Origin of the sequence: Flavitalea plasmicola (assembly GCF_030546645.1) — a bacterium.
Classification (GTDB): domain Bacteria; phylum Bacteroidota; class Bacteroidia; order Chitinophagales; family Chitinophagaceae; genus Puia.
The window spans coordinates 786,111-812,771 of sequence record NZ_JAUOTO010000004.1 but is presented as its reverse complement, the minus strand read 5'-3'; the positions used below and the strand labels follow the sequence as shown (position 1 = coordinate 812,771).

22 protein-coding genes are annotated in these 26,661 nt (G+C 52.0%); 8 read left to right on the top strand and 14 right to left on the bottom strand.

Features of this window, described 5'->3' with window-relative positions; genetic code table 11:
* The first annotated feature begins 350 nt into the window (after positions 1-350).
* On the top strand, positions 351-2,141 hold the full coding sequence (locus tag Q4E93_RS17470; protein WP_303587373.1) for a M28 family peptidase: 1,791 nt from the start codon (positions 351-353) through the stop codon (positions 2,139-2,141).
* A gap of 15 nt (positions 2,142-2,156) precedes the next feature.
* Here the strand turns inward: Q4E93_RS17470 and Q4E93_RS17465 are convergent, their stop codons facing one another.
* Together Q4E93_RS17465 and Q4E93_RS17460 are read right to left on the bottom strand one after the other, a co-directional pair.
* Positions 2,157-2,975 (bottom strand): tetratricopeptide repeat protein, encoded by an 819-nt coding sequence (locus Q4E93_RS17465; protein ID WP_303587371.1) that lies wholly within the window; start codon positions 2,973-2,975, stop codon positions 2,157-2,159.
* An 18-nt stretch (positions 2,976-2,993) separates the two neighbouring features.
* Entirely contained in the window at positions 2,994-3,632 is a 639-nt protein-coding gene (locus tag Q4E93_RS17460) for an RNA polymerase sigma factor (RefSeq protein WP_303587369.1), read from the bottom strand.
* An 11-nt stretch (positions 3,633-3,643) separates the two neighbouring features.
* Between Q4E93_RS17460 and Q4E93_RS17455 the strand changes: the two genes are divergently transcribed.
* From Q4E93_RS17455 to Q4E93_RS17445, 3 genes are all read left to right on the top strand, one after another.
* On the top strand, positions 3,644-4,723 hold the full coding sequence (locus tag Q4E93_RS17455; protein ID WP_303587368.1) for a hypothetical protein: 1,080 nt from the start codon (positions 3,644-3,646) through the stop codon (positions 4,721-4,723).
* Between the two features lie 117 nt (positions 4,724-4,840).
* Complete coding sequence (locus Q4E93_RS17450) at positions 4,841-6,835, top strand: DUF7849 domain-containing protein (RefSeq protein ID WP_303587367.1); 1,995 nt, start codon at positions 4,841-4,843, stop codon at positions 6,833-6,835.
* Positions 6,816-9,533 carry a CHAT domain-containing protein gene (locus tag Q4E93_RS17445; protein WP_303587365.1) on the top strand — a complete coding sequence of 906 codons (2,718 nt, stop codon included), beginning with the start codon at positions 6,816-6,818 and terminating at the stop codon, positions 9,531-9,533. The genes Q4E93_RS17450 and Q4E93_RS17445 overlap by 20 nt, the downstream gene beginning before the upstream one ends.
* A gap of 11 nt (positions 9,534-9,544) precedes the next feature.
* Here the strand turns inward: Q4E93_RS17445 and Q4E93_RS17440 are convergent, their stop codons facing one another.
* The 5 genes from Q4E93_RS17440 to Q4E93_RS17420 form a co-directional block, all read right to left on the bottom strand.
* Complete coding sequence (locus tag Q4E93_RS17440) at positions 9,545-10,039, bottom strand: hypothetical protein (protein ID WP_303587363.1); 495 nt, start codon at positions 10,037-10,039, stop codon at positions 9,545-9,547.
* Between the two features lie 109 nt (positions 10,040-10,148).
* A complete protein-coding gene (locus Q4E93_RS17435; RefSeq protein ID WP_303587360.1) occupies positions 10,149-11,462 on the bottom strand; it encodes a gluconate:H+ symporter in 1,314 nt (437 codons plus the stop codon).
* A 19-nt stretch (positions 11,463-11,481) separates the two neighbouring features.
* Positions 11,482-13,200 carry an IlvD/Edd family dehydratase gene (locus Q4E93_RS17430; RefSeq protein WP_303587358.1) on the bottom strand — a complete coding sequence of 573 codons (1,719 nt, stop codon included), beginning with the start codon at positions 13,198-13,200 and terminating at the stop codon, positions 11,482-11,484.
* Between the two features lie 7 nt (positions 13,201-13,207).
* Complete coding sequence (locus Q4E93_RS17425; protein WP_303587357.1) at positions 13,208-14,722, bottom strand: serine hydrolase; 1,515 nt, start codon at positions 14,720-14,722, stop codon at positions 13,208-13,210.
* Between the two features lie 58 nt (positions 14,723-14,780).
* Positions 14,781-15,497, bottom strand: a complete 717-nt coding sequence (locus Q4E93_RS17420) for a carboxypeptidase-like regulatory domain-containing protein (RefSeq protein WP_303587355.1) — start codon at positions 15,495-15,497, stop codon at positions 14,781-14,783.
* Between the two features lie 75 nt (positions 15,498-15,572).
* Here Q4E93_RS17420 and Q4E93_RS17415 point away from each other — a divergent pair, with 75 nt between their 5' ends.
* Positions 15,573-16,373, top strand: a complete 801-nt coding sequence (locus Q4E93_RS17415) for an NIPSNAP family protein (protein WP_303587354.1) — start codon at positions 15,573-15,575, stop codon at positions 16,371-16,373.
* Positions 16,374-16,758: 385 nt separating this feature from the next.
* Here Q4E93_RS17415 and Q4E93_RS17410 read toward each other — a convergent pair whose 3' ends face one another.
* Genes Q4E93_RS17410 through Q4E93_RS17390 form a run of 5 tightly spaced genes read right to left on the bottom strand, consistent with a single transcriptional unit; the run spans position 16,759 to position 18,919 of the window.
* The gene (locus Q4E93_RS17410; protein ID WP_303587352.1) at positions 16,759-17,397 is read right to left on the bottom strand and encodes a SprT-like domain-containing protein; all 639 of its coding nucleotides are present in this window, start codon (positions 17,395-17,397) and stop codon (positions 16,759-16,761) included.
* Positions 17,390-17,800, bottom strand: coding sequence for a hypothetical protein (locus Q4E93_RS17405; protein WP_303587350.1), 411 nt, complete (start codon positions 17,798-17,800; stop codon positions 17,390-17,392). The genes Q4E93_RS17410 and Q4E93_RS17405 overlap by 8 nt, the downstream gene beginning before the upstream one ends.
* Positions 17,790-18,059 carry an AtpZ/AtpI family protein gene (locus tag Q4E93_RS17400; RefSeq protein ID WP_303587348.1) on the bottom strand — a complete coding sequence of 90 codons (270 nt, stop codon included), beginning with the start codon at positions 18,057-18,059 and terminating at the stop codon, positions 17,790-17,792. Before Q4E93_RS17400 ends, Q4E93_RS17405 begins: the two co-directional genes overlap by 11 nt.
* A complete protein-coding gene (locus Q4E93_RS17395) occupies positions 18,037-18,483 on the bottom strand; it encodes a bactofilin family protein (RefSeq protein ID WP_303587346.1) in 447 nt (148 codons plus the stop codon). Before Q4E93_RS17395 ends, Q4E93_RS17400 begins: the two co-directional genes overlap by 23 nt.
* 40 nt (positions 18,484-18,523) lie before the next feature.
* Positions 18,524-18,919 (bottom strand): hypothetical protein, encoded by a 396-nt coding sequence (locus tag Q4E93_RS17390; RefSeq protein WP_303587344.1) that lies wholly within the window; start codon positions 18,917-18,919, stop codon positions 18,524-18,526.
* Positions 18,920-19,128: 209 nt separating this feature from the next.
* Here Q4E93_RS17390 and porW point away from each other — a divergent pair, with 209 nt between their 5' ends.
* Both porW and Q4E93_RS17380 read left to right on the top strand, forming a co-directional pair.
* Complete coding sequence (gene porW, locus Q4E93_RS17385) at positions 19,129-22,365, top strand: type IX secretion system periplasmic lipoprotein PorW/SprE (RefSeq protein ID WP_303587342.1); 3,237 nt, start codon at positions 19,129-19,131, stop codon at positions 22,363-22,365.
* Between the two features lie 59 nt (positions 22,366-22,424).
* Positions 22,425-24,848: a penicillin-binding protein 1A gene (locus Q4E93_RS17380; protein WP_303587340.1), complete on the top strand. Its 2,424-nt coding sequence runs from the start codon at positions 22,425-22,427 to the stop codon at positions 24,846-24,848.
* Positions 24,849-24,925: 77 nt separating this feature from the next.
* On the opposite strand, the gene Q4E93_RS17375 is transcribed toward Q4E93_RS17380, so the two are convergent.
* A complete protein-coding gene (locus tag Q4E93_RS17375; RefSeq protein ID WP_303587339.1) occupies positions 24,926-25,399 on the bottom strand; it encodes a Dps family protein in 474 nt (157 codons plus the stop codon).
* 283 nt (positions 25,400-25,682) lie between these two features.
* On the opposite strand from Q4E93_RS17375, the gene Q4E93_RS17370 reads away from it, so the two are divergent.
* On the top strand, positions 25,683-26,099 hold the full coding sequence (locus tag Q4E93_RS17370) for a hypothetical protein (protein WP_303587337.1): 417 nt from the start codon (positions 25,683-25,685) through the stop codon (positions 26,097-26,099).
* 50 nt (positions 26,100-26,149) lie between these two features.
* Here the strand turns inward: Q4E93_RS17370 and Q4E93_RS17365 are convergent, their stop codons facing one another.
* Positions 26,150-26,605, bottom strand: a complete 456-nt coding sequence (locus Q4E93_RS17365; RefSeq protein ID WP_303587336.1) for a septal ring lytic transglycosylase RlpA family protein — start codon at positions 26,603-26,605, stop codon at positions 26,150-26,152.
* Positions 26,606-26,661 lie beyond the last annotated feature (56 nt).

The following is a 26,661-nucleotide window of genomic DNA, read 5'->3' as shown; positions in this document are numbered from 1 at the left end:
TAGTTGGTTAAAAAATTAGGGGCTCACCTTCCGGTAAGCCCCTTTAATTAGTTTGTTTTATATAGTACAAAACATCACCGGCCTACCCCTGTGGTAAAAAATGATGGTGGTGATGGTGTATTGTCATTTTCATAACGAGGCCCAAAATTAAAGGCCAAAAGCCAATGTCCAAAATTTTATTTTGTCTTACTAATAGAAATATCCCCTTAAGTGGGATCATGGACAGGCCTTATATCACAGGCAAGTGGACTGCCATCGATGGAATTTATGGCTATTTTGGCGTTACGATCGCACTTATCCTACGCTGACAACCCCTATTTTCTAAAAAACACCTAAACCCAAGCACTCCCATGAAACCAGTATTACTATTGCTGGTCCTGGCAATGACAGGATCGTTCGCACATTCCCAAACCAATATTAGCCCTTCCACAACAGAATTGACCAACCTGCTGAAAGGTAATTACAGTCCATCGACATATAGCATCTCTGCGTCGGTGAGCCATCCCGACTCCGTTTCAGCAGGTCTGCGTAGCCTTATCTCGGCGGACTCGCTGAAAAGCTACCTGGTAGCCCTGCGGAGCTTCCAGAACAGGAACTCGGGATCTACTACTACGTCCGCTACCCGGGGCATCGGGGCGGCGCGCCAGTGGGCTTATACCAAATTCCTGCAATACGGCGCAGCCAATGGCGGCAGGCTTAAAGCGGGCTTTTTACAATTCACCCAGACGATGTGCTCCGTATCCGCTCACAAAAATGTCATCGCCGTATTGCCCGGCAACCAGACTACAGATAAATCCATCGTCCTGATCGAAGCGCACCTTGACAGCCGTTGCGAAGGACTATGCGACATCAGCTGCAATGCCTTCGGAGCCGACGACGACGCCTCCGGCGTGGCATTGGTTATGGAGCTGGCGAGAGTATTAAGCCAGTATACTTTCAAGAATACCATCGTATTCTCTCTCAACACGGGCGAAGAGCAGGGATTATATGGGTCCATCGCTTTCGCCACTTATCTGAAGAATAATAGCATCCCGGTCAAGGCGGTTAGCAACAACGACGTATCGGGAAATATCTTTTGCGGCCATACCTCCTCAGCACCCAGTTGCCCGGCTTTTGGCAATATCGACAGCATCGGGCTGCGGATCTTTTCTTTAGGGGGCTTTAACTCCCCGCATAAACAATGGGCCCGGTACATCAAGCTGGAATACAAGGAGCAGCTAAGCGGCCTCGTCAACGTGTTTACGGACATCCGGATCATGACGCCGGAAGACCGAACAGGTAGAGGAGGCGATCATCAGCCATTCAGCGCAAGAGGATACACGGCGGCGCGCCTGGTTGAGGCTAACGAAAATGGCAATGCCAGCTCAAGCTCCCCGGGCTATGTGGACCGGCAACACTCCACCAGGGACATCCTGGGCCTTGATGCAGATGGTGACGGAGTGGAAGATACACTGTATGTAGATCTTAATTACCTGGCCAGGAATGCCCTCGTCAACGGCAATGCCCTGGCAATGGCAGCCCTCTGCCCATCCACACCTACGGCATCCGCTGCGATCATCAGCTCCAATCGGCTAAGGGTGCGTCTGAATGGCGCTTACCCCGCATTCCGGATAGCCGTAAGATCGGCTACCAACGACTGGGACAGCGTATACACCGTGCCGGGAACATCCGCCATAGCTACTTCCGACACGATCACAGTACCCTATGGCAGCGCCACGAATTTTTTCGTCAGCGTCGCCGGAGTGGATGCCAACGATCTGGAAAGCTTCTTTGGTGCCGAAACCTCCCTGACGACAGGGACGGTTATCGCTGCTACCGCTAAAGGGATGGCTTCCACTACGTCAGCCACACTGACAGCGCCATCTCCCTATGAAGGCATCCAACTGTTGCAGAACAGCCCCAATCCCTTCGACGAGGCGACGATGATCACCGTCATATCGTCTACGGACACTTACAACGGGCGGGCCTGGATCAATATCAGCGCACTCGACGGCCGGGTGGTACAGCGGATCAGACTGCCATTAAAAAAAGGTGTAAATGAAGTGATGTATAGCCACGGCTATGGTGTGAAAGGTACTTATATCTGCTCGTTACTCATCGACGGCCTGCCCGTACAGAGCCGGAAAATGATCTTTAGATAAAATTGGTTAGTGCGATCAATTTACTCCCAGCTTCCTGCGTAGCCCGGCTGCCTTATCCGCGCCGGGCGCGCCGGCCGGGATCTTATCCAGCCACTCTTTTGCCACCGCATTATTTTTCTGCTGTGCATAGCTGAGCGCCAGGTAAAAAGCCGCCTCATATTGGAAAAGACTGCCCCCTGCATATACTTTCAGCAGATCGGAACGAGCCGCATCGACACCGCCCGTATGCAAAAGAGCTACCCCCCTGTAAAACAATGCCGTTTGATTAGTGCTGTCTTTACGGAAGGCCTGATCCAGCAGCGGCAGCGCTTTCTCAAAATCCCCCGCATTGAAATATGCCGAAGCCTGCTCCATCAATGAATCATTCCCTTCCCCTCGCTCCGCACTCCCTACCATCTGTGTCTTCCCATAAGTATTCAGGTAATCGGAAGGCCACAGCATCACCACGGCAAAAAGGATGGCCGCCGCGGCAGCCAGACCGACTACGTATTTCCTGAAGACATCTGCCCGGACCTTCATCTTTACTACTTTTCCACCCGCACCTGGCTCCTCTCCGGATGGGGACGTAACATCCGCTCCACCGCCCGATGCGCCCCCTCCCGCAGCCCCGCCAAAATATTTTCCCCGCATATCCCGCAGCGTTTGTTGCATCGCCGTAGCGCCTTCATCAGCAGGAAGGCGCTGCTCCAGCGTCTCTTTCAGCTGCCGGTAAAGCTCGACGCCAGCCGCCAGCGAGACATCGGCCCGCAGGTCGTCCTCCATTTTTTGCTTTTCTTCCGAAGACAGCTCGCCCTCTACATAGCGGATGATATCTTCGTTCGTATAGATTGCCATAATAAGATTTTTTCATTTTCAGACGACCCATTTTTCGGATACGTAGGACATCAGCGTCGCCATACACTCCGATTTCTTCTTTCGGAGATAGCCGTATGTGACGCCCAGTGCTTCTGCGATCTTCTCCTGTCTGTCTCCAGACAGGCTCAGCCGGAGGATCTCCCTGCATTTCTCGCCCAATCGCTGAAATTGCTGTAAGAATAGGCGGGCCTTCTCTTCTTCCATTCCCACCCGCTCAGCAGCAGCAAATACATCCTCTCCATGATCAGATAAAGCATCGAAGGATTTTGTTACCGGCCTGAGCCCCCTTTTCTTTACTTCATTCAGCCATTTCCGCTTGCACACCAATAATAAGAAAGGCTGAAAAGGACAAGTGAGCTCCAAGCCCTTATATTTTGCCTGGTTGTATATATCCACAAGAGATTCCTGAAAAATATCCGCAGCGTCATCCTCTGAACCGCTGTTTTGGACGATCCAGATCCGGACGCCAGGGGAAAAAAGTCGATAGACTTCTTCAATTAATTGATTATCATTATTTAGCAAACCTTCAAGGTAACGTTGGTCAGGATGGATGGCCACGAGGTTTTTGGCGAATATCGAAAAAAAACAGAATAAAGGGGTAACAAAGGCCAGGTATTGCTGATATACCTCAAACAAAAACACCGAATATGCAAAAGTCATCCCTACACTCCCTGGCATTGATTACCGCTACTGCCCTCAGCGTCATCGCTTGTAAAAAGAGCGACCAGCCAGCTCCGCAGCAAAATAACAATGCTGACAGACAGGCAATGGCTACGTTCATGAAGGAACATGGGCCCGTATTCGAAAGCTTTACGGTCGATGCCGCTGCCGGCGGCGTCCTCACCTCGTCTACAGGCACTACCTATACGATACCCGGCGGCGCCTTCCAGACGAAAGCCGGCGTTTCAGTGTCTGGCGCCGTCACCGTCAGCGTCAAAGAGATCAATTCTGTCGCCGACATGATCCTGAGCAATAAACCTACCCTTACCCGGGACGGTAAATTATTGCAGTCTTATGGAGAGTTCTTTGTCAAAGCCGTTCAGGGTAATAACGACCTGCAGCTGAAAAAGGACAGCGGGATAAAAGTTGCCGTCAGGGCCAAGCCCAACGGCCAGGAAATACCCATGTGGAGCGGCGACTCCAGCATCACCACCACGCTCAGCGGGTATGACTACCTGAATGTGGCTGTTACCCTCTCAATACAGATGTCCGTAAATAAAGGGGTGGTGTGGGATCAGCTGACTACCCACGGCTATGCCTTTTTCAATGGTACTGATGGCACCCTGAATTTCACCCTCGACAGCCTGGTTCAATGGAGGAATTGCGACCAGATCATCAGCAATCCTTCGGATCCCAAGACCACAGTGCTGGGTTATTTCAGCAGTCATTACAACGCTGAAACACAACAGAGCTACCAGGGCGATCAGCCGACGATCCTGTTCTTCAAGCCTCACAACCAGAATACGGTGATCAGGCTGTACGACATCATCCTCAATGCACCCGCAGGCTACCAGGGTTTCTACAGCTACCAGAACTCCATGCCCATTGGCATGCAGGGTACCTTCCTTGCCATGAGCAGTGTCAATGGAAAGTTCTACGCGGATATGAAGGATGTGACCATTGCAGCTCCCACGGGCGGCAACAATTACACCAGCTTCACTTTCGACCCCCAGGAAGTGTCGGAAAGCACCATGGCAAGCATGATCTTGTCGATGAATACCAAATAGCGGCCTATAGGTCCTCGACAAAGACTCGGGCTTCGCCCGGGTCTTTGTTCGTATTACAGCACCTGGAAGCAACAATGAAATTGATACATTTCCGTTAACATATCTATATTTATCACCATGCTGAGACCCTCCCTTGTCATAGCCCTCCTGCTGGCAACCTGCGCCCTCAGAGCCCAGGATTCCATCCCCCCCGAGATCCGGGTAGAAGAAGCAGGCGACAGCATGCATTTCACCGCCAGGCTGCGTCCCCTGCGACAGATCGCCGGCGCTCCCGCAGCCTTCTACACCTATTTCTGGGAACTGGGCGACGGCCGTTTCAGCTTTGACAAAGAACCGCTTTACGCCTACCGGGACACCGGCGTCTACCAGGTACGACTATATGCCACCAACAACTATGACGATGGCAAAGCGCCTCCGACGCGTCCCCGCCCGGTGAAAGTAAGAAAGAAGGCCGGCGGCAATGTCTGGGCTTCGCATTTCTTCCATGGCAGCGGCAACATCGAAATGAAGATCAACAGGAATCCACGACCAGGAGAAGATTTCGTAGCGGTGGTGGGTTATCGCAACCAGCGGAAAGATAGCCTCTCAGGCACCATCATTCTGTTCTATAACGAACGGCAGTTCGGACAAAAAGGATTCGACCTGGCGGATAAAAGATATTACAATAAGGAAGACAGCCTGCCCCTCAACACCCTGATGGCAAGACTCTCCCCCCCTGCCGGCGCCTGGTGCGCCCTGGACAAAAAAAATCCTTTTATCAACGAAGCTTTTAAACCATCCGGCCCCGAGATCACCTACGACGAAGCCCCGAACTATGCCGGCGAAGCACATTCCATGCTGCAGATGCTTCAGAAAGAATACTCGGAACATACCGTCCTGCATTATCCCGCAATATCCAACGGAGAGGAAAAGTTCGTATTCATGGACCTCAATACCCTGCCCACCATGATCCAGGACACCAACGCCACAGTGGCCTTGACTGCGATGATGGTGCCCGACGATCCGGCCTTTCCGCCGGAGCTTCACAGACTGGAGGTGGCCGTGGTAACGTCCCACGACCCCAATTATATGCAGATAAAACCCAGGCGGATCAACTACCGCTTTATGGGAAAGAAAAAAGAGCTGACCTACACCGTTCACTTCCAGAACACCGGCCGGGGACCTGCGAAAAAAGTATCCATTGGCGTCGCCATCCCCCGCCAGCTCAATAGCAGCACCGTACAGCTGAAGACCATGAGCCCCGTCTGCAGTTGGTGCGACTCAGCATACAACCGCCAAAGCTGCATCGATACGGTCCGCACCGGAGATAGCCTTTATTTCATATTCAACAATATCTATCTGCCAGGCCTTCAGCAGGAAGGAGTATCCGACAAAGATTCTACCAAAGGGTTTGTGGAATATTCCATCCGGTTTAAAAAGAAGCCGAAAAAAATACCTTTCAGCACCCGGGCGGCCATTGTCTTCGATAAGAACGAACCAGTCATAACGAACAGGAGCACCGCAAAATTCATCAAAGGGATCTCCCCCGGTATCGTAGCAGGCTATGTCTACTCACCTTCGAACGGCAATTATTCCACTAATGGCTCATTACAGATTGGATATGTGCTGGCGCCTTTCTCACCGTCCCGCCCCTATTTCCAGATCGAAGCCTTCGCGGGCCTCCTGCAGCAGGATAATGGAACCACCGGGATCACGAGAACGCAAAGCGATACCGCCCTCGGTGCGCTGAAATTCCTCATCATAGGAAGAGAGACCGCCACAACAGTGAAAAAGAACAGCTTCGAAGTGACGCCTTTACACTTCCGGTATAACATCGGGAATTGGATAGGCGTCGGGCTCGGCGCCCAGGTTATGGTAAACATATCGCAGCAGACCACGACGGAAAATAAAGTGTACCTGGCCACCGCCCAGTTGCCCCTGCTCCCTGACAGCGTACTCGTCACCGTTCAAAAGTCTAAGACCCAATGGCTGCATACCTGGAATGCTGCCCCCTTCGCCGATCTCCAGGTGGGCCGTGTAAAGACAGGGCCGGTCATAGGATTGCGTTATCTTCGTCTGCTGAAAGGAGATGTCTCCAATCGCTTTTTCCTCTATGCGGGCATTAAGTTGTAAACATTGTCACCTGGTAAAAAGAACGGCAGTATTGTTGTTCTGCGGCCTGCTGTTCCTTTCCAATCGACCGTTCCCGCCCACGCTTGAACAGCAGCTAAAGCACTTGCGGGAAAAAGATGATCTGGCGGGATGGCTGTATTTGCAGATCCAATGGGTAGCCAAAGTACCCGTCAGCCGGGCCGGCCAGCTGCAGCAGGCAGTGAGCGAAGCCTGGCGCCCTCCCTCGTCCAATGAAGAGATCCAGGCATGGCAGGACCTGCTCATCAATGCAGGATATGCGCTGCTGATAAGCGGCGACATCGTCCGCTCCACCGACAGCTATACGGCAGCCTTTCAATGGGCGAGACAACATATAGAGCTGGCAGATGATAGCATAGTGCTGGAAAATATCCTGAAACCCCTGGGCAACAACTACACCAGGCTCGGCGACTACGAGCAAGCCCTGTTCATCCACCGGAAAGCCCTGGCCATTGCAAATGCATTGGGAGAACCTTTGGCGCTGGCTGGCACCTACAGCAACCTGGCCAATACTGCCAGCAATATGGGCCAGGCGGCGGAAGCATTGGATTACTGCCGCCGTGGACTGGGAATGGCTAAGGGGTCCTCGCCGCTTCGCGGACTGCTGCTATCCGAACAGGCGGACGCGCTTGTCCAATTGGGTCAGCCGGCTGCAGCCAGGGAAAGTATACAGGAGAGCGTCGCTATGCTCGAAAGATCGTCCACTCCGGAAAGCAGCTATTGGCTGTTCACCGCCTACCAGCAAGCCGGAGACATCTACCTGCGGGAACCCAAACAAGCACTGGCATACTATCAAAAGGCGCTTACGCTGGAACAACGGCTGTCCAGGGAGCATGGCCCCCTCCACCAGCGGCAGAAAGCCAAGCTTTTTCAGCGTATCGGCAGCCTATACGCCAATACGGACCGGCCCGCCCTTGCCGCACATTGGCTGGATCAATGCCTCTCCGTCCTCATCCCCGGCAAGCCCCTGGATTCCCTCAGGGAAAAAGACCTCTACGGAGAAAATACATTGATGGACCTGCTGTTTACAGCTGCCGGACTTGCCGGAGCCCAGGGCAGCACGGATAAGTCCCTTCGCCTTTATAAGCTCTGCTTCACCGCCGAGATCAATCTGCGCAGAGAGCTGATCACCGGGAACTCCAGAGAGCGGGCCGTTTCGGATAGCCATTTACGGTACGAGGAAGCCATTCGCACTGCCTGGGCCGCCTGGGAAAGTACCAGCCAGCCATCCTATCGCCAGGCTATGCTGGAATTTATGGAAGGCAGTAAGGCCAGGCTCCTGCTGGATGAGGTGCTGCAACAGCAACAGCTGGCCCGGACCGCCGGCACTGCGGACAGCCTGGGAGACAGGATTCGCCTGTTGGAAAAAGCCATCATCTATTATAAAAAAGAAGCGCTGGAGCAAACAGGTGGAACAGACAGCCTCAGCCAGGCAATGGCCGCCCGCGAAAAGCAGGCGGAATGGGATCTTGCCCGGCTGCGTAAAAAGATGGGCGTCGCAGCCTCCGGAACTTCGTCTCCGTTCGGAAGCCGACCACACAGCTATCCCTACCAGCTGACAAGAAGCTTCTTTGCCGGGACAGCCGCATTGTACGTCGTGGAATGCGATCAAAAGGGAATTCGCTTTGCTGACAAGATCGTCATGTCTGAAGGATGGCAGGATAGCATCCGGGCATTCATCCATACCTGGTTTGAAAAAGGCGCCGGTAACATGATCAACAGTCCGCAGGATTACTACCGGCAAGCATACAGGTTATACAGGCGATTGTTTGGCGCCCACCCGCTGCAGACAGGGAGAGAATATATTTTGCTGCCTGACGGCCCCCTGAATCTTCTGCCCGTAGACGCGCTGGTCACCGTACCCGCCTGTCCACCCTCCCCTTCCGACTGGCTCTTCGTCATCCGGCAGTCATCCATCTCCTATGCCTGGTCCCTCCGCACCCTGGAAGAACAGATGTCGTCCCCGGGGAATAGTAAGGGATTTTCCGGCTTCTTCCTGTCGGATACACGTCAGCTGCCTCGGCTAAACAACATTGCATCGGAAGAAAAAAGCATCCCCGCCATCATTGACGATGGCACCTGGTACAAGGACGACAAAGCCACCACGGCTGCTTTCCGGCAAGCCCTGCAGGCATCGGCTGTTGTACACATCAGTTCCCACGCTTTTTCCGGCAAGGAAACGGCGCAGGTGCCCCACATCGAATTATACGATCAGCCTTTTTATTTATTCGAGCTGAAGGACCTCCGTCAACATCCTTCCCTGGTAGTGCTGAGCGCCTGCCGTACGGGAGACGGAAGACTCGTGACGGGAGAAGGAGTACAAAGTCTGGCTCGCGCCTTCACCGCCGAAGGGACGAATGCCGTGGTAGCAGGATGGTGGAATGTCAATGATGTCGCAGCCGCCCGGCTCATGGAAAATTTCTACCGGATATGGACGCCTGATAAACGCACGAACATCGCATCTGCCCTGCGTCAATCCAAGCTCGACTGGCTATATGACCCACAGGTTTCCTATCAGCATAAGCTGCCCTATTATTGGGCCGCATTGAACTATGCAGGCAGCCCCGAGCCATTGAAAAATACGGTGACCCCCAAAGGCCCCGTAGCCCTATGGTGGGTAATAGCCATCCTGGTTGCGGTGGCAGGCTTATCTGTTGCCCTTCTGCGATTCCGGAGATAGATCGCCTTTATTCAACCTAGTTTCTTTCCGATTATAAGCATACTTTCCCGTAAAAGGTCGCCGATATATGCCAGGTCCCTGTTCAATTCGCCGGCCAGCTCTTCTCTTTGCCTGCCATTTATAAACAGCTCTCTGAATACCCATCGTTGCTCGGGAGAGGCATCTTCCAGCAGAGAAAAATAATAAACCCGCATTCCCCCGGGATCCGATACCCCGGAATACACCTCCCCTGTCTCCTGCCCGCGTTGCTCAAGGATAATTTTCCTGGCTTCGATCTGCAGCCAGCAATAAACGCTGAGGCTGGATTCAAACGCCGTCTCCAGCCGGGAGACCAACCGGGAAAATATATTCACCAGCAGGTTTTCCGCCTCTGCCCGTGAAGGCACGAATTGCTGTATATAGCTGAACAGCATTCCCCCATACCGGTTGTATAAAAGCTCCGCAGCAGGCTTGCCGCCAGAGAACAATTCATCTCGCAGGATATCTTTCGTGATTGCTTTCTCCAAAATAAAGGACTTTTCCCGGCAGTTATTTTAAAGGGTCAATTCTAGATATAAAAATATATACTATTATTTAAACTCCATGATTTCAGCAGTTTTTTTTAAACTGGGAAGGCTATACCCAAATATTCAGGACCAACACTCCCCCCAGCCCCACTAATGCCACGATCGTCTCCATCAGACTCCAGCTTCGGATGGTGTCCCTGATGGACAGGTTGAAATACTCCTTAAAAAGCCAGAAGCCCCCGTCATTGACATGGGAGAACATAAGGCTTCCCGCCCCAACGGACAGCACCATGAGGTTCGGATTCACGTGGGAGGCTTTCATAAGGGGCAAAATGATGCCCGCCGCCGTCAGCCCCGCCACGGTGGCGGAACCCAGGCATACGCGTATAATAGCCGCTATGAGCCAACCCAGCACCAACGGATGAACAGGCCATTGCTCCAGCACTCCTGCAATCTCGCGGCTGACGCCGCTGTCGAGAAACACCTCCTTCAGGGCTCCGGCCCCCGCGATGATCAGCAGGATCATGGCGATATCCTTCACCGCCTCTTCATAAATGCGCATGATGGCTTTTATGCTCCTGCCGGTGCGGATGCCCAGGGTGTAGGTGGCGACGGCAATGGCTATCAGTAAGATGATGGAAGGGTCTCCCAGGAAATGCAACAGGTCCTTCCAGAGGCCCGTCCCCGGCAGGATCAGTGGCAACAGCGTGGTCAGCATCAGCATGATCACAGGCAGCAGCGACGTCAGCAGGCTGTTGGCCATACCCGGCAGCTGCTCCTCCGGCTTGCTGGGCGCCACCAACCCCTCCAGCGGGGAAGAGACTATCTTTTTAACCGTGCGGGAAAAAAGAGGTCCGGCAATGATGACGGCTGGGATCGCGATGGTGATGCCATACAACAACGTCCTGCCCATCTCCGCATGGAATTGCCCCACCAAAGAAGCAGGCGCCGGATGAGGAGGGAGGAACCCATGTGTTACAGAAAGTGACGCGAGCATGGGCAGACCGATATAGACAGCCGGTAGCTTGTACTTGTACACCACAGAGAAGATCAATGGCACCATCAGTACAAAGCCGACATTGTAGAAGAGTGGGATCCCGATGATAAAGCCCGTCACCATCAGGGCCCACTGGATATATTTCTCCCCAAAGAGATTCATCATCACCGTTGCGATCCGCTGGGCAGCGCCGCTCTCCGCCACCAGCTTGCCCAGCATGGCGCCCAGCACAATGACGATGGACAGCTGCCCCAGTGTATCCCCGATCCCTTTGTATACAGAAGAGGTAATGGTACCCAGCGGAATGCCTAACAGCAATCCCGTGGTCAACGAAACGATGAGAAAAGCCAGGAAAGCGTTCAGCTTCCCCCAGGTGATCAGGACAATCAGCAGCAGTATTCCTGTAAGAACGATGAAGATATGCATGTTATAATTTACAATAGTATCAATGAGAATCCCTGTTGACTTCCGATCCGGAGCCGCCGACGAGAAAATCCAGGTCCGCCCCTTTGTCCGCCTGCTGGACGTGTCGCATATAAAGATTGACATAGCCGCGATCCGTGCGGGGCAGCTGCGGTCGTTGCCATTGCTGTCTCCTTTTTTCCAGTTCCGTGACGGCAACGTCCAGGTGCAGCCGCCTGCCGGCAACATCCAGCTCGATCCAGTCGCCATTCTCCACCAGTCCCAGGACACCGCCGATGGCTGCCTCCGGCGAAACATGCAGCACCACCGTCCCGTAAGCCGTGCCGCTCATCCGGCCATCGGAGATCCGCACCATATCCGTCACCCCCTTTTCCAATAACTTTTTGGGCAAGGTCATATTCCCCACTTCCGGCATACCGGGATATCCCACAGGCCCCACATTCTTCAGGACCATGATACATGTCTCGTCGATGTCAAGCTGCGGATCGTCTACCCGTGCATGATAGTCTTCGATGTTCTCGAACACGACGGCCCTCCCCCTGTGCTGCATAAGGGAAGGGGTAGCCGCCGATGGCTTGATGACAGCCCCGTTCTCGCATAGATTGCCCTTCAGCACCGCTATGCCGGCTTCGGGGATCAGCGGCTGCTCATAGGCAGCGATCACTTCCCTGTTGTAACATTCACTGATCCTTGCTATATTTTCCCGGTGGCCCCTGCCTGTCACCGTCTTAGCATCCATATCCAGGAGCCCCTTCAGCTCCGCAAGTATCGCCGGCAGACCGCCTGCATAATAAAAATCTTCCATGAGGAATTTACCCGAAGGCATCAGGTTCAGCAGCAAGGGTATATGGCTTCCCAGGCGATCGAAGTCCGACAGGTCCAGCGGCACCCCAATGCGACCGGCAATGGCAGTCAGATGAATGATGAAATTGGTGCTGCCGCCTACCGCGGCATTTACTTTTATGGCATTTTCAAAAGCGGGACGTGTAAGGATCTTCGACAGCCGCAGGTCTTCCTTCACCATTTCCACGATCCTCCTCCCAGACAGGTGGGCCAGCACTTTTTTCCTGGAATCAACAGCAGGTATCGCCGCCGCGCCAGGCAACGTAAGCCCCAGTGATTCCACCATGCAGGCCATGGTGCTGGCCGTTCCCATGGTCATACAATGACCGGCGCTGCGGGACATACAGCTTTCTGCCAGGATATAATCTTCGTCGGACATGCTGCCCGTTTTCCGGTCGTCGGCGAACTTCCAGACATGCGTGCCGGATCCGATGTCCTTGCCCTGGAATTTTCCGTTCAGCATCGGACCTCCCGGAACCACGATGGTAGGCAGATCCACGCTGGCCGCCCCCATCAACGTGGAAGGCGTGGTCTTATCGCATCCCGTCAACAGCACCACCCCATCCAGCGGATTGCCCCGGATGGATTCTTCCGCATCCATGCTGGCCAGGTTCCGGAAAAGCATGGCCGTAGGCTTAAGCAAGGTCTCGCCCAGGGACATGACGGGAAATTCAACAGGGAATCCTCCCGCCTCATATACCCCCCTTTTCACCACCTCCGCAATGTCCCGCAAATGGGCATTGCAGGGAGTAAGCTCCGACCAGGTATTGCAGATCCCGATCACAGGCCTGCCATCGAACATATCATCCGGAAACCCCTGATTCTTCATCCAGCTGCGATAGATGAAACCCATTTTATCCGTCTTGCCAAACCAGTCTCTGCTGCGGAACGCCGTCATAAATACGCTAATTTTTTACAGGTTTGTAAACTACGCCATCCTTTTCAAACTGCATTATCTTCCCTTCCGGATCCAGGGAAAATTGTATCCATTCCCTGTCCCACCAGAAATAATCGTAATATCCGACAAATGTGTCATAATTCCAGTGCTGAAGCCGGAGGCACACATTATTGGGGAATTCCACCCGCAACGAATCGCCCCCCAGGATGACATGCGCATCACCGTATATCTCATTTGTATATTTTCCCGCATAAGTGGCCAGGGGCACGGACGGCTTGGTACCCTTCACCCTTCGGGCCTCTTTCTCCTTGTCTTTCTGACGTCCCTCATCCTTAACCTTCTTATACATCGCATAGCACTCCGCGCTCCAGTCACGGCTGTTGTCGGAGAAGCCCCATAGGTCCATAGCCTTGTACATGAGGGCATGCCTCAGTTCTGAATGATCCAGGTTACCAAAAATATAGATCCCAAAATGTTCGGAAGGCATCAGGCCGACGATGGCTACCGCCCCGTCCAGGCTGCCGGTATGGAACTGCACCATCCTGCCACGGTAATCTTCCTGGAACCAGCCCAACCCATAAGTCGTCCATGAAGAATGCGTCAGCCCCACCGTGGGATAGAACTCGCTCTCCGTCACCAGCGATTGCGGCCTGAACAGTTCACTCCAGGTACCGGCCTTCAGTAGCCGCCGGCCATTCACCCTGGCGCTGTCCAGCATAAATCGCATCCACTTTTCCATATCGTCCGCACAAGACCATACGCCCCCGGCAGGCCCCAGATCCTCGTGATATAAGAACGGGATCGTCCGGATACTGCTGTCCGGCATCATAAAATGCGGCGTCTCCTTGCTGGGCTCACCGGCGCCCAACGCATAGCTGGCATAGGAATGATGCATCCCCAGCGGACCAAAAAGACGGTGAGTGATAAAATCCTCCCAGGTCTGACCGCTGACCTTGCGGATCAGCTCGCCGGCAACGATGTACATGACATTCTGATAGGTAAAGGAAGATCGTAAGGAATAGGCAGGTGGCACCCACCGCACACGGCGAAGGATCTCATCCCTGGAATATCCATATGCCCAGAGCCCATCCGTATTTCCCAGCCCGGCATTATGGGTGAAAAGATCGCGAACAGTAAGCTCCGCCGCTACATACGGATCATAAAGCGAGAACTCGGGAAACACGTCGCGCAACCTGTCCGTCCACCGCAACTTTCCCTCGTCCACCAGCATGCCCATGCACACGGCCGTCATCGCCTTCGTCGTGGAAGCGCATACGCCGATCGTAGCCGTGGTGAAAGCAGCGGTTTTGCCGAGCTCTGTCACTCCAAAGCCCTTTTTAAACACCATCTGGTCGTCTTTTACCACCACGATGGACATACCAGGCGTCCTCCAAACAGCCAGCGCCTTACGGACATAATTATCAAACAGGGCTGCTTTGTCCAATGGCTGCTGACGCTGCCCCGCAGCCGTCAACGCATAGAAAGATAAAAAAAGGGGGAACCTCCACCAGGCAGGCTTCATACAACAGTTGGTTTAACGTAAGTCACCCCCAATATACGGTAAATCCGGAAGGAACATTTCAATTCTGTTCTTCCCGTTTCATGAACTTTTTGAAGCTGTCATTGACAAATACGAGGATATCTACATTGGCCGCCTTACGGCAATAGTCATAAGTAGGCCGGAAGTGCATCATAAACTGCTGCAGGCTGTCGCCTTTTAGCTTCGTCAGGCGGGAAACGAATTCCTTTGAGCATCGGAAATCCACGTAATATTCTTCCTCTTCCCTTATGAGCCTTTTCTTTAGCTTCTCCCTGTCCTTATCTTCCTTTGAAGCATTCCGGAAAAGATCCAGGTTGATGCCCACGCCATCCCCCGTTCTTTTATGCTCCAGCCTGGGAGGATTGCCATGGCCATATACCCAGCTGTATTCCTCCCTCCTTGCCATCGAATCGAGCTGGTAATTGCTAAGGGAACCGACCTCCACAGCCTTTAAGGTCTGGGCCTTTGGTTCCATATACACCGGGTAATCGCCGGCCTGCATGGATGTATCCACCACGATGGTATCCGACCAGTACCCCACATGGGAAAAGATCAAAACATCCCCCTGGGTGGATTGTATACGGTAGTTGCCCCTCTCGTCGGAAAGGTCATGCCGCCGCTGCGTCTTGTTTTCGATGCTTACGGAAACGAGAAATTCTTTGCTGTCCTCTTTAAGGACCTTCCCCGTGAGGAAATGCTGTGCAAAACCCGGACAGGAAAATAGCATCAATGCTATCAGAAACGATGTGTAGCGCATAGGTCAGGCGTCAAATTAGGACTATTGTGCGAAATTTCGACCCCCGATCTCCTAAAAAAAACCTAATTTCCAATTATGCAAATTCGCTTTCTCCCCACTTGCCTTGCCATATTATCTATTTTTTTCCAGGGATCGTCTGTCAGCGCAGCAGGTCCGGCGGCCGCCGGACAGGAGATCTTTTCCCTCCGCATCTATCAGCTGAAAAGCGCCCAGCAGGAAGAAAGGCTGGATAAGTTCCTGAAAGAGGCATACCTGCCGGCCCTGCACCGCCAGGGCATTGCCAAAGTAGGTGTCTTCAAGCCGGTGGGGAATGATACGGCCGCCATCCGCAAAACCTATGTCCTGATGTCCTTCCACACCCTGGAACAATGGACAGCCCTTTCCTCCCGCCTCGATAAGGATGCCCAGTACCAGTCCGAAGGAAAAGATTACCTGGATGCAGTCCATAGCGATCCGCCCTATCTGCGAATGGAGACCATTCTCCTTCAGGCATTCCCGGGCATGACACACCTGGAAACGCCAGCCGGCTTGAAAACCCCCGCCTCCGAACGCATATATGAGCTGAGAAGCTACGAAGGCCCGACTGAAAAGTATTTTGCCAATAAAGTACAGATGTTCAATAAAGGGGATGAAATTGGCCTGTTTAAAAGACTGGGGTTCAATGCCGTCTTCTATGCTTCAGTCCTGGCCGGAGCGCATATGCCCAACCTGATGTACATGACGAGCTTTGATAATATGGAAGCCCGGGAAGCGCATTGGAAAGCTTTCAGCGCAGACCCTTACTGGAAACAGCTGGTCGCGGACCCGCAATACCAGCACAATGTATCACATGTCGATATCATTTTCCTCCATCCTGCGGAGTATTCAGACCTGTAACACCCTCCGGGGAGCGCACATTTACACATGCCCTGGCATACTAATTGCCTCCCCGCTTGCGTTAACCCAATTATTAATCCTATAGAAATCAGATATACATGAAAAACGCGGACAAACCATTCATCGGACTCATCCTTCTTTCCATGGCGATCCTGTACAGCGTCATTGCCATACTGAGCTGATAAAAAGCAGGCAACGCTCCACGCCGGATTTCTTCATAAGTAAAATTTAACGCGGCAAAAACGGCTTCCCAATAAGGCCTGGATTAAAAACGGGCGTACACAACGGATAAGTAACGACTGGGTAGCAAAAAGGGGATTAAGACGGTTGGATAGGTAGTTAAAAGAACCTGCAATATACTTAATTCTCCGATACATTTACCAGCTCATGCTGATAAGTTGGAAGAGGCCACAGGCTTCACCTCGTATATCGGACTGAAAAGATACAATTTTCCCGTGGACAGTTCCACACATTGAAACCTTTTTCTCAGTTTTTTTCCCTTGCGAAAAACCCGCCCATCATCGAGCGCAAAATCTGCGCCTTCTGCGATCTGCTCTACCAACGATAAACCTCCGGGGTTCCTGTCATATTTCTTCAGGATCCGCATCAGGTTCTCGTCGGCGCAGCTGCTGGCCGGCAGATCATGAAGGTTCTTCTTCAAGGCAGCCAATATATCGCCGGGGAACACCTTTAGTTTCAGGAACTCTTCCAGCATTTTACGGTAGACCAGCTTCCATTCCTTCCCATGGGACTGTACCCGGTTGCCATGTTCCATAAAGGTCACCAGGTGCGCCAGCTCATGGATAAGAGTGATAAGGAACGAGAACTTATTGAGATTGCCATTGACGCTGATGCGGTGGTTGCTTGACTGCGTGGCATGCCGGTAATCACCCAGCACGCTCTTGCGCTCCCGGGTAATGGTCAGATGCACCTTGTAATGCTCCAGGTACTCCAGGATCAACGGGGCGGATAAGTCGGGAATGAATTGACGCAGATATTCCAGCGGAGCTTCTTTCTTAGCCATTTTTCGGTTGATTCTTACTCAGACGCATTAAAACCTTTACCTCTGCATACGTGTAAACGACGTAGAGGATAAGACTGGCGATAATGCCGGCCTTGTTGAAATCCTTTCCGGCGACGAAAAGATAAAGTAAGGTAGCCGCCAGGCAAAATACCATCTTTACCAGCAGGCTGGAATACATCATACGAAGGAATAACTGTGTATTATTATTTCGTAAAGCTTTGGAATACAGGTAAAAAGAAAAACATGTGGCCAAAAAGAGCACCGCATTCCCCACCAGCACGACCACAAAGTCCATGCTCCATTGGGCCGCCAGCCACGATCGGGTGATGAGGATCAGCAATGCAACGACGACGAAAATGGCCACGATGGGCCGGAAGGACTTGGCGGGTGTATTATTTTCCATCTTTTTTCCGGGATGATTCTTTCACCAATCGTACGATCAGTGCTATTATTACCAGCAAAGGTAACGACACGGAAAACACCGGAAAAGAAAGCTTGAACCATTTATCGGCTTTTATTCCCAGAAAAATGGCAATCCCCACGGAGGCAAATACCTCCGATGACAATCCGGCATAACGCAATAGCTCTTGTCGATTGCTGATTTTCCGGTCTTTATCCGGCGCTCCTTTATCCCCGGGATCAGCCGGCGGCGATTGTTGCATGTTTTAGTTCCTTACTGACCTCTGGAGCAGTTTTGCTGGAAGCCGCTGCTGCCGGTTGAGGCGCCATATGACATTCCCCGTTGAAATTGGCGGTAGGCTCTATCTGCAGCTTGGCAGCTTGTATGTTCCCGCTGACCGTACTGCCACCCTTCAGCTGAAGGAGATCCTTGACCTTGATAGTGCCGGTCACCGTACCCATGATATCGGCCTGTTGACCATTGATATCGCCCTGGACGACCCCATTGGCGCCGATCACAACCTTGGCAGAGCAGTTGATATTACCTACCAGGCTTCCATCGATACGCAGGTCCCCGTTGCTGGTAATGTCGCCCTTCATAGAAGTTCCGGCCCCGATAAGGCTGGTGCTGGTGCCCGCAGAGGAATTATCCCCCAGGACATCCGATTTGGATTTTCCATTGAACATAGTAGCAGATTTTAGATAGTATTAGATTTTATATATATTCTCAATCGTTGATCTTCTCCGGCTTCGGTATCTTCAATGTCGTCGTGTCCAGCTTCACTGTGGTATTTCCCTGCAACACACTCCGGATGCTCTCCAGGTACTGTTCCTTATAACGAACCTCCTGCTCTAACGAATCAGTACGTATTTTTAGTTCGCGCAGGTCCTTCGTATTGTTCACATCTCCATATCCGGGAATATATAGCTTCAACGGCGTAAAAACAATGAGCGCCACCGTCAGCCCCGTCAGCAGCACAAAAATCGTGCAGAGACCTACATAAACACTCAGGCGGGACAATTTAAAGGTCACTACCTCCTCGTATGTGTCATCATTCATGACCACCAGGCGGTAGCGGTTTTGAAGGCGCTTAAAGGTCGAATTGGCGTCGAATTTGGCCATAGAGACTAAAGATACAAAATTGGTCCACAGGACCAATGCCCGAAGGGCCATTATTAGAGTCTGATAAGACCCGGACCGTCAGGTCCGAAAAAAAACTATCCCACGCCTAACGAATCTCCCTTCAATTGATTGTGCGGTGAATACAATAAATTTCCACCCGGAGAGTTATAGACATTTTAGTTTAGCTTGCGGTGATAAACGTTGGGTTCGTGACTTATAGTAAAATTCTGCTATTCGCTGTTTTTTCCATGTTGACGTTGTCCACCCTCGGACAGCAGGGAGTAGCCTATGACCTGAAAAAACCAGCCAAATTCGAGAACAGGACCCTGGCCTCCGAAAAGTCAGGAGAGAACCCCAAAAAGATAAAAAAAGTACGCCGCTTCTTCCAGAACACGATCACCCATTACAATTACTACTTCAACGCCAACGAAAAGCTCAATATGGTCCTTGCCCGGGCCAAATCACAGAACAGGGATGACTACACCAGCCTCCTGCCCTTCTACAATTATACGCTGGATGCCACCGCCGCGCAGAAAAGAGAACTGGATTCCGTCATCTATAAATGTACGGCCGGGATCCTCATTCATGACACCCGCAGCGACTGGGTAGACAACCTTTATTTCCTGATAGGCGAGGCCTACTACCTGAAAAAGGATTTCGATTCCGCCTATATCACTTTCCAGTTCCTGAATTTTGCCTTTGCCCCAAAGGAAGATGATGGGTACGACAAGCCCATCGGCAGCAATGCCAATGCGGACGAAGGTGGCAATGCCAATATCGTTTCCACGGTAGAGAAAAGGAATGTCCTGCAAAAGACATTCTCCCTGCCCCCCAGCCGCAATGAAGGACTTCTTTGGAAGATCAGGACCTACCTGGCAAAGGACCAGTACGCCGAAGCCACCAGCCTCATCGAGGTACTGAAGCACGACCCGAAATTCCCTCCCCGCCTGGCGCCCGGCCTTGCGGAAATGCAGGCATTCTCCTTTTATCGTCAGTCCATCTATGACAGCGCCGCCTTCTACCTGGAAAAAGCACTGCCGGTGGCAGAAAATCATGAAGAAAAAGCCCGCTGGGAATACCTGATCGCCCAACTCTATGAAAAGGTTCAACGCAGCTATGAGGCCAGGACCTTTTATGAGCGAACGATCCGCCATACCTATAATCCCGTCCTGGAGATCTATGCCCGCCTGAATGCTATTCGTCAGAACAAGGAAGGCGGAGAAGATTTCATCCAGCAAAATATCAACGCACTGGTGAAGATGGCCCATAAGGACCGCTATGAGTCCTATCGGGATATCATCTATTACATGGCAGCTCAGATGGAGCTGGAAAGAAATAACAAGCCCGGTGCCAAAGCCTTCCTCCTGCTGTGTACAAAAGCCGCCTCCGGAATGGTGGGTACGCAACGCAACAGGGCTTTTCTGCTCCTGGCCAACCTTTCTTTCGACGAGAAGCAGTACAAAGACGCCAAGAACTATTATGACAGTCTCAATATTAATGACCCGCTGCCCCTGGGGGATTTAAGCTGGCTCCCGGACCGCAAAGCAGCCCTGGCCATTATCGTAACGCAGCTGCAGGTCATCGAAAGACAAGATAGCCTTCAGCGCATCGCCGCTCTCCCTCCCGATCAGCGGGACGCCTATATTAAGAAGCTGGTAAAGACACTTCGTAAACGCCAGGGTTTGCGGGATGAAGGGGACAGCACTTCCAATCGCAACGGTCCGCTGAATAATAATGCCGTGGTTCCCGACCTGTTCAGCACTGGCTCAGGCAATGCAGACTGGTATTTTAACAATAATTCGCTCAAATCGAAAGGATACAACGATTTTAAAACAAAGTGGGGCAACCGGCCCAACGTCGACAACTGGCAGTTGTCCTCTCTTGCTAAGAACATGCAGCCTGGCCGTCCGGGTGAAAGGAACGCTCCCGGCCTGGGGGACCTGGATGCCAAAGCCGCCGGGGCCGCCGTCACACCCCTGAGCTTCAAGTCCCTTATGGACAACCTTCCGCTGACCCCGGAAAAAATGAAAAAGCTGAACGATTCCGTCGAAAGAGCCATGTACAACCTGGGTAAGACCTATCAGGATGGCATAAGCGACTATCCTTCCGCCATCACTGCGGATGACAGCCTGCTGCAAAGATTTCCTTCCACGATGCTCCGGGAAGAGACACTGCTGAACCTCTACTTTTGCTATAAGAAACTGGGTGACATGGCAAATGCGAACAGGGTCCTGGCCTTGCTGAGAAAAGATTTTCCAAAGGGCCGCGCCGCCGCCATGGCTTCCAACCCTGACTCGACCGTTCAGGCCGAAGGCAGCCTCAAGGTCAGCGCCACCCGTCAATATGAAAGGATCTACAACGCTTTCATTGAAGGAAGGTTCGAAGAAGCCCTGGCGGCCAAAAAAAGGGCCGACAGCCTCTATGGCGACAAATACTGGACGCCCCAGCTGCTGTACATCGAAGCAGTATATCATATCCGCAACCGCGAAGACCAACGGGCCATCGCTATCCTGGGTAATATCCCCATGAAATATCCCAAAACGCCCATGGCAGCCAAGGCCACTACCCTGATAGATGTGCTGAGGCGACGCCGTGAGATAGAAGACTATCTCACCAAGCTGGAGGTCAAACGGGCTTCCGATGAGGACACCGTCGCCACAGCAGTGCTGATGCCAGGAAAAGTCACCGCGCCCGTAGGCCCAAGGCTGGTACGCGATGACAGCCGCCTGCTGGTGAAAGAAGATACTTCCACGATGGCAAAGGCCAATATTCATGCGCCGGGCGCAAACCCCGGAGGGGTAAAGCCCACCACGCCCACCATCGGAGGCTTGGATAAGCTGAAGGTAGACACGGCCGCAATGAACAAAGCCAAAACAGACGCCGGTCAGCTCGCCAAACTGCAAAAAGAAATGGACTCGGTCCAGGCTGCGATAGCAAAAGCCGCACAGGATTCTCTCCAAATGGTGCAATTACGCCAGAGGTCTGACTCCATCCGGGCCGCCGTAGCAAGATTAAGAGCCGATTCCGCCGCCATAGCAGCTAAAGTGAAGTCCCAGAACTCGTCCTTTACCTTCACTCCGGAGAAGACCCATGCGGTGATCATCGCCCTGGATAAGGTAGACCCGGTATATGTCACCGAAACGCGGAATGCCTTCACCCGGTACAATCTCGAGAACTATTATGGCCAATCGCTTACGATCAATAACATTTCCTTAAATGATTCTGTGAAGCTGGTGGTTGTCAATACCTTTGAGAACAGTGGCGCTGCAATGGATTATCTGCAAAAAGCCAAAGCCGCCGCTCCCAGGGAAGTAGTGCCCTGGCTGCCCGCGGGAAAATATACCTTCCTGGTCATTTCGGCCACCAATCTGGAGCTGCTGCTGTCCAACAAGGATCTGCCAGGATACAGGAAGTTCCTTTCCACTGCTTACCCGGATAAGTTTTAATTTTGGAACGGAATGTGTATTACGCATGGTAGCACCTATTAATTACAACTACTCATTATATGTCGTCTAAACTGGTTCGCATTTTCTGGAAAGTCTTTTTCTATGGACTGGCCGCTTTCATCCTTTTCCTGGTCCTCATCAACCTGGGAGTATTCGGCTCCCTCCCTTCCCTGAAGGAACTGGAAAACCCCTCCATCACCCTGGCTACCGAAGTCTTTGCGGAGGATGGCACGGCCATGGGCAAATACTATAAGGATAAAGGCAATCGCAGCAACGTGGAATACAGGGACATCAGCCCCAACGTGCTCAATGCCCTGGTGGCCACGGAAGACGAAAGGTTTTACGATCATTCCGGGATAGATGGTTTTTCCGTCATGCGTGCTGTAGTGAAGATGGGCAGGGACGGAGGTGGTAGCACTATCACCCAGCAACTGGCTAAAAACCTGCTGGAACAGGGCTCCAAAAACTTCGTCCGCCGCGGCATCGAAAAGCTGAAAGAATGGATCATCGCCATAAAGCTGGAACGCAATTTCACTAAGCAGGAGATCCTTGCCCTCTACCTGAACGAAGTCCCTTTCGGAGACAACGTCTATGGGATCCGCAATGCATCCCGCACCTTTTTTAATAAGGAGCCGGACCGCCTCACCGTAGATGAGGCCGCGGTGCTCATCGGTATGCTGAAAGGTAATACCCTGTATAACCCACGCCGGAACATCAAAGCTTCTTACGACAGACGCAATACCGTCATCAACCAGATGGTGAAAAATAACTATGTCACACCCGCAGAAGCAGCAAAATTCAAGGCCTTGCCCATTGACATGAGCAACTATAAGAAGCTGGATGAGAACAACGGGCTTGCGCCTTATTTCAGGGACGTCCTCCGGGATGAGATGAAAAGATGGTGTAAGGAGCATAAGAATCCAGCTACAGGCGAGCCTTACAATCTATATGAGGATGGTCTTCGGATCTACACCACCATCAACCCGAGAATGCAGCTGTATGCCGATGAGGCGGTGGCCAAACAATTGCCCGTCCTTCAAAAAGCGCTGAGCGCCCAGGCCAGCCTGCGAAAAGGCCTTATCTGGAAAGAGCATCAGAATATACTGGACGCGGCCATGCACAATAGCGAACGCTGGAGGAGCCTCGAAGACGAAGGCCTCAGCGATGCAGATATCCGAAAGACCTTCTTCCAGCCGGTGTCGATGCGGGTATTCGCCTGGAACAACAAAAGAGAGAAAGATACGGTGATGACGCCGATGGATTCCATCAAATACCATCAGCAGATGTTACAGACGGCCTTTATGGTGATGGACCCTGTCACGGGCGCCGTAAAAGCCTGGGTGGGAGGCATCGACTTCAAGACCTATAAATACGATCACGTAAATGTCAATACCAAACGGCAGGTAGGCAGCGCCATCAAGCCCTTCCTCTACAGCCTGGCCATCGAAGACTATAATTTTACGCCCGAAACGGAATGTCAGACGAGCCAGCAATATTTCCCCGGCTTTGGCTATGTCCCCGCCCGCATTGACAAGCACGAAGGAGGGACGATGACCATGGCCTCCGGCCTGGCCTGGTCCATTAATGGCGTCGCCGCCTATATCATGAAACAGGTGGGCCCCAAACGCTTTGCCGAATATGTAAAACAAATAGGCATCCCCACGAAGATCGACCCCTACCCCTCCATGGCGCTGGGCGCCTGCGATCTTTCCCTGTATGAGATGATGTGGGGATACACCATGTTCCCCGCCAGCGGCTTTAGCACCAAACCCTATTATATTTCCCGGATAGAAGATAAGAATGGCAATGTCCTGGAACGATTCGACACCAAACGCAAAGAGGTCATCAGCCAGGGCACCGCCTATACCATGGCCCGTATGATGCAGGGGCCCGTTGATTTCGGCACGGCAGCAGGATTGCGCAACAGGCTTGACATTACTGAGATGGGCGGCAAGACAGGTACGACCAATGACAACTCCGACGCCTGGTTCATGGGTTATACCCCCCAGCTGATGGCCGGCGCATGGATAGGATGCGACGCACGGTTCATTCACCTGGAAAGCGGGCTGGGCTATGGAGCACAGGCCGCCAGACCGATCTGGGAATATTTTTTCGCAAAGGTCCTCGCGGACAAGACCCTGGGCCTCGATCGGAATGCAAAATTCATCCAGCCGGAGAATATGCGCAAGGAAATGATGTATGACTATATGAACATCGAGAAGATCGCGCCCCCCGGTGCGGAAGGAGCCAATGAAGGCAACGGTAAAGCCAACCAATACCTGGATACCAGTGCCCCTACCGTGCCTACAGACTCCAAATTGTCTCCCGAAGAACAGAAGATCCTGAAAGAAGCCACCACCACCCAAAAGAATAGCCCGCAAGGCTCCATTAAGGTCACCGTGACGGACGCAAATCAAACACCTCCGCCACCAAAGAAAAAGGAAGGCTTCTTCAAAAGATTGTTCGGGGGAAAGAAGAACTAGCCTCAAGCTACAAGCTTCAAGCTACAAGGACGTCTTATTAAGTCCTGGCTTGTAGCTTGCAGCTAGAGGCTTGCAGCTTATTTCACGTGCGAGCGTAGCATCCAGGCCATCTTCTCATGCTCCTCCATAAGACCTGTGATAAAATCACTGGTGCCCAGATCGCCGTATTCATTGGCAAATCTGTTGATATTCTCACGGAGGTTGATGATGATATTCTCGTGGTCGATCAGCAATTCCTTGATGAATCCCAGGCTGTCATTCTTCTCGCCTAACTTCTCAGTAAGATGCGTCAGGGAAAGAAAACTTTTCAAAGTAGCCGGCGCGAAATGTCCCAGCTGCCGGATACGTTCGGCGACGCTATCCATCGTCTCATCCAACGCATTATACTGTGATTCGAAAAAAACGTGCATGGTGTGAAAATCGTGTCCCTCTACGTTCCAATGCGCATTACGGGTCTTCGTGTACAATACAAATTCATCGGCCAATAATTTGGACAGCTCTGCTGCCACCGCCTGTAAATTCTGCTGAGAAATTCCAATGTTTGTGTTCATCGCTTTTATTTTGAATAATGTAACGCTTTTTTATCGAAAACGTTCACTAACGTACAACCGAACGTCCGATACCGGACAGTCACGCTTTTCTACGAAATTGTCATATAGCTAACTATCAATCGGTTAGACTACTGTAACCTGTTTGGCATTACGTTGGTCTAAGTATCTGCAACCAATAATGGCAAACAAACTTAAAAAAATAAATATCATGAAATCGCAGATTCACCAACACCCTAAAAATACAATTGTTACTGTTGGCAAAAAGGTATCAATCATCGTATTAATGGTAATAACCATTGTAAGCTCAGCTTTTGCAGGCGACAACAACGCATTGAACTTTAAAGGCGCAGACGCATTTAAGAAGCTGTATCCGCATGCTACCAAAGTAGTATATGAAGTGAAAAAAGAGTACACGCAGGTCCGTTTCAGCTGGAACAATATTGACCTGCAGGCCTTTTTCGACAGACAAGGCAATCTCATCGGCACGAGCCGCAACATAGCTGTGAGTGATCTACCCCTTGCGTATGTTCGCAATATCAACAACGAGTACGATGGCTACACTATTACAGAAGCTATCGAGTTCGATCATGCGCAAAATGGAATGAGCTATTATGTGTCCGTCATCAATGGAGAAAAAAAGTATGTCCTCAATGTAGCGACCGATGGAACGGTCAGTGTTTTTAAGAAAATGAAGAATTAGTCCTACCCGCCTACGAAAGACCGGGCGACGGTCCGGTCTTTTTTAACTTCCTAATTATTAGCCACCGCTTCCGGTGGTTTATTTTTACCCAGCACATCGATCCGTACACGGGTCAACCCCCTTCCCATATATCCCAGCTGCTCCGCGGCAGCATGGCTTAAATCAATAAGACGCTTGTTGTGCGGATGCATCTTGTCATTGATCCTTACCACCACCGTCCGGTGATTCCGTAGGTTCGTCACCCGCACCCACGTATGCATGGGCAAGGTATTGCTGGCTGCCGTCAGCTTTTTCTGCGTGAAGATCTCGTCCGTATAGGTCTTACGGCCCTCGAACTTATCGGCATAATAGCTGGCTACCCCATATTGTACCTTAGCGGCTGCCGCCTTGTGATGGTGCTTTGGCTTCGAAGGAACAGTGTCCCTGACAGGTCTGTCTTCCCGGCCTAATACAGCTACGGGAAAAAGAAGGTAGGCAAGTAGGCCGGTTTTAAGTTTTTTTGACATGGCGACATTGTTTTTCTAAGGATTGGACACAGAGGCGCCTACGGCGCCACCTTTCG

Bases quoted from the DNA above. Each gene is read 5' to 3' on its own strand.
- Q4E93_RS17470 (WP_303587373.1), top strand. From the start codon at position 351: ATGAAACCAGTATTACTATTGCTGGTCCTGGCAATGACAGGATCGTTC.
- Q4E93_RS17465 (WP_303587371.1), bottom strand. From the start codon at position 2,975: ATGGCAATCTATACGAACGAAGATATCATCCGCTATGTAGAGGGCGAG.
- Q4E93_RS17455 (WP_303587368.1), top strand. From the start codon at position 3,644: ATGCAAAAGTCATCCCTACACTCCCTGGCATTGATTACCGCTACTGCC.
- Q4E93_RS17450 (WP_303587367.1), top strand. From the start codon at position 4,841: ATGCTGAGACCCTCCCTTGTCATAGCCCTCCTGCTGGCAACCTGCGCC.
- Q4E93_RS17445 (WP_303587365.1), top strand. From the start codon at position 6,816: ATGCGGGCATTAAGTTGTAAACATTGTCACCTGGTAAAAAGAACGGCA.
- Q4E93_RS17435 (WP_303587360.1), bottom strand. From the start codon at position 11,462: ATGCATATCTTCATCGTTCTTACAGGAATACTGCTGCTGATTGTCCTG.
- Q4E93_RS17430 (WP_303587358.1), bottom strand. From the start codon at position 13,200: ATGACGGCGTTCCGCAGCAGAGACTGGTTTGGCAAGACGGATAAAATG.
- Q4E93_RS17425 (WP_303587357.1), bottom strand. From the start codon at position 14,722: ATGAAGCCTGCCTGGTGGAGGTTCCCCCTTTTTTTATCTTTCTATGCG.
- Q4E93_RS17420 (WP_303587355.1), bottom strand. From the start codon at position 15,497: ATGCGCTACACATCGTTTCTGATAGCATTGATGCTATTTTCCTGTCCG.
- Q4E93_RS17415 (WP_303587354.1), top strand. From the start codon at position 15,573: ATGCAAATTCGCTTTCTCCCCACTTGCCTTGCCATATTATCTATTTTT.
- Q4E93_RS17410 (WP_303587352.1), bottom strand. From the start codon at position 17,397: ATGGCTAAGAAAGAAGCTCCGCTGGAATATCTGCGTCAATTCATTCCC.
- Q4E93_RS17405 (WP_303587350.1), bottom strand. From the start codon at position 17,800: ATGGAAAATAATACACCCGCCAAGTCCTTCCGGCCCATCGTGGCCATT.
- Q4E93_RS17400 (WP_303587348.1), bottom strand. From the start codon at position 18,059: ATGCAACAATCGCCGCCGGCTGATCCCGGGGATAAAGGAGCGCCGGAT.
- Q4E93_RS17395 (WP_303587346.1), bottom strand. From the start codon at position 18,483: ATGTTCAATGGAAAATCCAAATCGGATGTCCTGGGGGATAATTCCTCT.
- Q4E93_RS17390 (WP_303587344.1), bottom strand. From the start codon at position 18,919: ATGGCCAAATTCGACGCCAATTCGACCTTTAAGCGCCTTCAAAACCGC.
- Q4E93_RS17380 (WP_303587340.1), top strand. From the start codon at position 22,425: ATGTCGTCTAAACTGGTTCGCATTTTCTGGAAAGTCTTTTTCTATGGA.
- Q4E93_RS17375 (WP_303587339.1), bottom strand. From the start codon at position 25,399: ATGAACACAAACATTGGAATTTCTCAGCAGAATTTACAGGCGGTGGCA.
- Q4E93_RS17370 (WP_303587337.1), top strand. From the start codon at position 25,683: ATGGTAATAACCATTGTAAGCTCAGCTTTTGCAGGCGACAACAACGCA.
- Q4E93_RS17365 (WP_303587336.1), bottom strand. From the start codon at position 26,605: ATGTCAAAAAAACTTAAAACCGGCCTACTTGCCTACCTTCTTTTTCCC.